The 5684-nt window shown below is 51.4% G+C and carries 7 protein-coding genes; 6 read left to right on the forward strand and 1 reads right to left on the reverse strand.

Annotated elements, in window-relative coordinates:
- The 6 genes from BM152_RS18530 to BM152_RS18555 all read left to right on the forward strand — a co-directional run.
- On the forward strand, positions 1-282 hold a 282-nt coding region (locus BM152_RS18530), incomplete at its 5' end, for an integrase core domain-containing protein (RefSeq protein ID WP_139222558.1).
- 99 nt (positions 283-381) lie between these two features.
- On the forward strand, positions 382-591 hold the full coding sequence (locus tag BM152_RS19470) for a hypothetical protein (protein WP_139222559.1): 210 nt from the start codon (positions 382-384) through the stop codon (positions 589-591).
- On the forward strand, positions 584-2380 hold the full coding sequence (locus tag BM152_RS18540; RefSeq protein WP_066601484.1) for a hypothetical protein: 1797 nt from the start codon (positions 584-586) through the stop codon (positions 2378-2380). Before BM152_RS19470 ends, BM152_RS18540 begins: the two co-directional genes overlap by 8 nt.
- Positions 2370-2816, forward strand: a complete 447-nt coding sequence (locus BM152_RS18545; RefSeq protein ID WP_066601485.1) for a hypothetical protein — start codon at positions 2370-2372, stop codon at positions 2814-2816. The genes BM152_RS18540 and BM152_RS18545 overlap by 11 nt, the downstream gene beginning before the upstream one ends.
- On the forward strand, positions 2813-3265 hold the full coding sequence (locus BM152_RS18550) for a DUF6262 family protein (protein ID WP_066601487.1): 453 nt from the start codon (positions 2813-2815) through the stop codon (positions 3263-3265). The genes BM152_RS18545 and BM152_RS18550 overlap by 4 nt, the downstream gene beginning before the upstream one ends.
- Positions 3262-5250: an AAA family ATPase gene (locus BM152_RS18555; protein WP_082715314.1), complete on the forward strand. Its 1989-nt coding sequence runs from the start codon at positions 3262-3264 to the stop codon at positions 5248-5250. Before BM152_RS18550 ends, BM152_RS18555 begins: the two co-directional genes overlap by 4 nt.
- A 146-nt stretch (positions 5251-5396) precedes the next feature.
- Here BM152_RS18555 and BM152_RS18560 read toward each other — a convergent pair.
- Positions 5397-5684 (reverse strand): hypothetical protein (locus BM152_RS18560; protein WP_244524898.1); only part of this gene is annotated, 288 nt, incomplete at its 5' end.

Consider the following 5684-nt stretch of genomic DNA (forward strand, 5'->3'; position numbering starts at 1 on the left):
TATACTGAACGTTTAGCCGAAGCTGGTATTGAACCATCGGTCGGCAGCGTCGGGGATTCATACGACAACGCCCTCGCCGAGACGATTAACGGTCTCTATAAAACCGAACTCGTTCATCGCCAGGGGCCTTGGCGCAACATGCAAGATCTGGAAATGGCCACCCTCGGATGGGTCGACTGGTTCAATAATCGCCGCCTGCTTGGCCCTATTGGGAATATCCCACCAGCCGAGGCCGAAGAGAACTTCTATGCACAGCGCGACGTGTTCGATATGGTCGCGTGAAATGAAGCTATAGGTCTCCGGCAAACTCGGGGCAATTCAGAGCAGGCCGAGGGGTTGGGTTCCTGTGAAGCAGGTGGTTGCAATGCGATTGAGGCAGGCGTGGCCCCCCTCGCCTGCTATACATGTCGCAAGTTCCACGCTTGGGCAGATGCGCCGCATGCAGACCTTCTTGAAAACCTTCTGGAAGAAGTCGACCAACTTAAAGTGTCAGGGCATGAAGCTGTAGCTGAGACAAAGACCTCGACCATCGTTGCAATCAGTGACTTGCTTGAACGAATCCGTCAAGATCAGGAGAAAATTGATGGGTAAAGTTATTGTCTTCACTCCCAAAAGTACCGACGCCAAACAGAATTTTTCTGATTATATCGAAGCTGCGAAATCCCTGCCGTTCATTCGCACCGCTCAATTCTCTTGGGATGAGGCGAAATGGGACCTCGCGGGCCTTGCAAAGCCCGAACGCCCCAATATCCCTCCCCGACTAAACTTCAAAGGTTTGGAAGGCCCATTTGGCGAGTTCTCACGTGCATTCACGGCGCACAGGATCGCTGAGACCTTCGGGGTCCCGAAACAGATTGGTCGTTATAACAAACCTATCGCCAGACTTCGTGATCTCGCCAAATGCGCCGCAGAACTTGGTATATTTCACCCAAGTGACCTTTCGCTTGAGGCCTTTGACAAAACTGCAATCGAGATTGCCGCTAAAAGCAAGAGTGATTATAGCAACGCCCAAATGACCACGGTATTGCTATGGGTTTATCAAGCACTTGACGCTGCCGCGCTTTTTCATGTCCCATTTGATTGGGACCCACCAATAACTACCACAAAAGCAAAACGGAGGCGGATCAACGCCGACAAACCAGGACGGCCTCTGACATCTCGTGAAATTGAGATCGTTGCGATTGCCTTCAGAAATTCCCAGACACAAGCAGAACGGCTTATTACTTCAATTTTGGCTCTGACATGCTGCGCTCCAATGCGAATTAATGAGGTTTTGAATCTCCCTGTTGATTGCGAGGTCTTGCCAGATCCAGGCGAAGGCTTTCGGGGAGGATTACGGTGGCGACCAAGTAAAGGTGGTCGACCTCAAGTCAAGTTCGTACCGGAAGCAATGATGCCAGTCGCACAGGAAGCGTTGCAACGTATCAAAGATGTCACCAAGCCAGCACGGAATGCTATTCACCAACATATTGACGGTTCTATCGGTTTTATTTTTCCAAATGACTACCCGGTGTTCCATCAAGAAACAGGCCTCACCTATGACAAGGCCCTCTTTGTTTTACTTCGCCATCAACTCAGTGAGAGCAACAGAACGCATGATAATGTTGTTGAGCGCCTGACATATGCACAAGTGCGGCGGGCGATGCGGGGTGACGAAAATTTATCCAGCGTCTTTCGCTCAACAGGTGCAATTGGCCCTGATGATCCACCATTTGAATTGACCACACATATGGCGCGGCACTATCTGAACACCATCGCACAGAAATCTAACGTCCCACAGGCGGACATTGCTCTTTGGTCTGGGCGTCGTTTGGCGACCCAGAACAATGCTTATGATCACGAAACAGCTGAAGAACTTGTTGCGCGTATAAAGGCAAAACGCGGACCAGAACGCCTGCCAAAGATAAAAATCGATGATCGAAAATCTTGGGACATGTCGCTTGTAAAGGAAACGGCACACACGACGCAATTTGGCTGGTGCCAACAATCCTTGCGCCAAGATCCCTGTCAAATGTTCGGAAAGTGTCTGAATTGCCAGCACCTTGTTTGTATCAAGGGCGCCGAGGGAAAGCTCGCGAATATCAAGATTGAACTGAAGCATGAAATTGCACTCCGCGAGAGGGCGCTGGCCAAGAAGGCCAATGGCTATCCCATCAAGGATCGCTGGCTGGCCCTTTTCGATAAGAAAATTGCACGCCTGGAGGAACTTATTGCTATCTTGGAGAGCAGCGATGTCGAAGACGGTGCCGCAATCCGCTTGGCAGATGCCGGCCCTGAAGTGCTCCCTCAATTTGATATGACTGCCTTTGGAAAAGCCCGGCATTCACTATCCATCGAGGAAAGCGAAAGGCGGCAGAAGGAAAACAAGCATGGCGACTAAAGGTGTAAAGCAACTCACTCCGGCCCATATTTCATGGCTTACGGACTGGATTATTGATCACAAGGACGTCCCCTCCTACAGGGATATATGCGACGCTTTACATGCCCGATGGGGTATTCGACGAGAACCTGACGTCATTCGAAAACGCGAAGATGTTCGGCGTGCGATCGCGGCCCGAAAGAAAGCTGAAAAGGAGCGCAGGGCACCACCCTCCCGTCGTCCGACTGCGCGGCGCATGGAGCAGCTCGAACGACAGGTCCAGAGGCTTTCTGCCCAAGTGACATCTCTTGAAGCAGAAAGAGACGCATTGATCGAACGTAATCTCAGACTTGTTTATGCGATGAAAGCAAACCAGATACCGGAAGCCCGAATTGAACGTCCTCTCACTGCGGTTAACCGCGACCCCACTGAGCTTCAGACCAAGAGGAAATCATGAGCAAAAAATCGGGGGCCGATCTTGGCAGAGAGAACGCCGCGCGTCTTGAAGATTATCTTGCAAGCATAGATGTCCTCCCCAATCGCGGAGGAAAGGTTAACGTGAGCAAAGTCGCGCGCGCTTGCGGGTTTGATCGCCAAGTTCTCTACAACAACCCTGCTTGCAAAGCATTGCTTGACACTGCGGTAATTGAAAAGGGGCTGGACGGCATTGAAGCACGTGAGAGTGGAGAGCACGGAGATGATACTCCAATGGTCCCTCTCAAAAAGCTCCGTGAAGTTGAACAACGTAATGGCGCTCTTGAAAAAAAGGTCAGCGAACTTCGGGCCCGAATTGTCGGGCTGGAAACTCGCCTTAGGCGCCAAGAAATTATTGACGAGGAACTGATTTCAAGAGGGCGACGTGCATCTCCGCGTCCCATTTCCTTACTCGATGAGAATGATAAATGAGCATGTCATTCAAGGGCCGAACTTTACCAAAACCGACCCCCCTTCCCCGCCCGAGCCGGGCATTTGCGTCCTATATCGCCTCTGACAAGGAATTCCGTGGGATTGGCCCTGCGCTGGCAACGCGCCTGGAGGCGCGCTTTGGTGAGCACCTTCGTGATGTGATTGCTGATCACGACCCACGCGTTGCCGAGATTGTGGGAGAAGATGTCGCACAGGCAACCTTTATTGCCTATGAAGTCAAAGCCCACGAAGCCGATGTTATCGACTGGTTACAACATGCTGGTATCGATGAGGAAGTCGGGGTCCGTAACGCAATCAAAATCGGCCGGTGCTGGGGTGGTGAAGCCGTTCAGGCACTTGCAGACAACCCCTATGTATTGCTGTCCTTTTTGCCATGGAAAATCGTTGATCAAATCGCGCGACATCTTGGTGTCCACGCCGATGACAGCAGAAGATACTCTGCCGCCGTTGAGGCCGTCCTCTATTCGCACCTCGATGCTAATCATACGGCAGTCAATCTTGAAGATGTGAAGCGGGGTATAGTTCAGCTTCTTGGGTCTCTTCCCGTCCGACACACTGCAATAGAAATAATTGACAAGGCGGTCCTGGAGGGCGGTGCTGTACGCCTTGGAGATACCTTACAGCCTTACGGCGCAGCAGTGATGGAGGCCGAAGTAGCAAGCTGGCTTTTCGATGCATCTCACCAGTCTGCTTACGAAGATCTTGCATTGCCCGCAGAGACAAACGAAGCCCTTGATATCAAAATCAATCGCTACGAAAAACGCAGTCCCTACCCTCTTACTGAAATGCAAAGGCAGGCCATAAAGCTTGGGGTCACATCTCGGGTGATGGTATTGGCCGGATACGCAGGTTCTGGAAAAACAGCATCACTTCGAGGTGTGTGTGAGATTGCCTCGGAACAAGGCCGTGGCTTGCATCTCATGGCCCTCTCAGGGCGAGCCGCGCAGCGAATAAGCGATAGCACTGGTCTCCACGCCCGTACAATCGCTGGCTTTCTCAAAAGTGCTAAGGAAAAGAAGACAAAGGTAGGTCCTGGAGATATTATCGTCATCGATGAAGCGTCAATGGTTGATCTCCCGCTACTGTGGCGCATTCTGCGGGTGATTGGAGAAGCAAGTCTGCTCCTTGTTGGAGACCCTGCGCAACTTCCCCCCATTGGGTTTGGCCTCACATTCCATGCCATCTGCAAGGATACCTGCACTCCAAAAGTTGTGCTCGACAAAGTTCTCCGCCAAACTGCTGAAAGCGGCATTCCTGAAATCGCTGAGGCCGTTAGAAATGGGCATACCGTAGACCTTCCTTCATTCGAGGGTCTGCATGAAGGTATCACCTATGATGCCTGCTCTGCAAAAGAAACTGTTGATCGTCTTCAATACATAACATCGCGGCTCATCTCTGATGGGGCTTGTCGTGACGACATACAAATTCTCTCACCAGTGCGTAATGGGCCAGGCGGCATTGATGTCATCAATCGATCCTTTCACCGTCAAAAGCATGAGAAAACAGCAGGTGAATTCTTTCCTGGTCGAAAAGATATTGCAGAAGATGACCCTATCATCTGGACGCAAAACGACTGGGCGCGCTGTTTGATGAACGGTTCGCTTGGACGTGTTCATAGCGCATATGAAGACATTGCTCACGTCTCCCTTGATGGCAAAGATCATGATCTGACAGATGCAGACTCTGACTTCGTAGAGCTCGCTTATGCAATCTCCGTTCACAAGTCCCAAGGGTCGCAGTGGCCATGCGTGATTGTCCCGATTTTCCAATCACGCATCCTCGATAGAACACTGATCTATACCGCGATCACGCGGGCGACAAAACAAGTGATACTTGTTGGTGATCCAATTGCATTGCAGCGTTCTATAACGGCACCGCCTTCTGCGTCACTTCGGAAAATCGGCCTTTATGAACATATCAGACATGCCAATGTGAGATGTCATGAAGTGGAGGACCTGCCCTGAATTTTCCCCGCGATCAGCAACAAACGAACATGCATACTCACAGTCCATTGACGTATGAAACTTGATAGGGCTGCCGACCAATCTTATTAGGATTGCGCTACAATGTTCGTAATCATCCGGCGTAGGCCACAGGGAGACCTCCGCGCTCACTCCTGGTCCATTTCGATCAGATCGCGTAGGTTTTCGATACCGAACGTCGTGAATGCGATGACGCTTTCGTCGCGGAGGCCGCAGACCCAAATCACGCCATCTTCGGTTTCCATATTGATAGCGAGATCGAATATCCGGTCGACGGTTTCGCCAAGTCCGGCAGCAACGCGCTCGATGGTCTTGACGGAATGCACCTTATTGAGCTGCATGATTATGGCGTCTCTTGGAGGGACCGGTTTTTCCAATTCCATGGCAGAAGTTCCGGCACGCGCGAGACGGGCATT

The sequence above is a fragment of the Celeribacter halophilus genome (assembly GCF_900114135.1).
GTDB lineage: Bacteria > Pseudomonadota > Alphaproteobacteria > Rhodobacterales > Rhodobacteraceae > Celeribacter > Celeribacter halophilus.

Bases quoted from the DNA above. Each gene is read 5' to 3' on its own strand.
- BM152_RS18550 (WP_066601487.1), top strand. From the start codon at position 2,813: ATGAGCAAAAAATCGGGGGCCGATCTTGGCAGAGAGAACGCCGCGCGT.
- BM152_RS18555 (WP_082715314.1), top strand. From the start codon at position 3,262: ATGAGCATGTCATTCAAGGGCCGAACTTTACCAAAACCGACCCCCCTT.
- BM152_RS18545 (WP_066601485.1), top strand. From the start codon at position 2,370: ATGGCGACTAAAGGTGTAAAGCAACTCACTCCGGCCCATATTTCATGG.
- BM152_RS18540 (WP_066601484.1), top strand. From the start codon at position 584: ATGGGTAAAGTTATTGTCTTCACTCCCAAAAGTACCGACGCCAAACAG.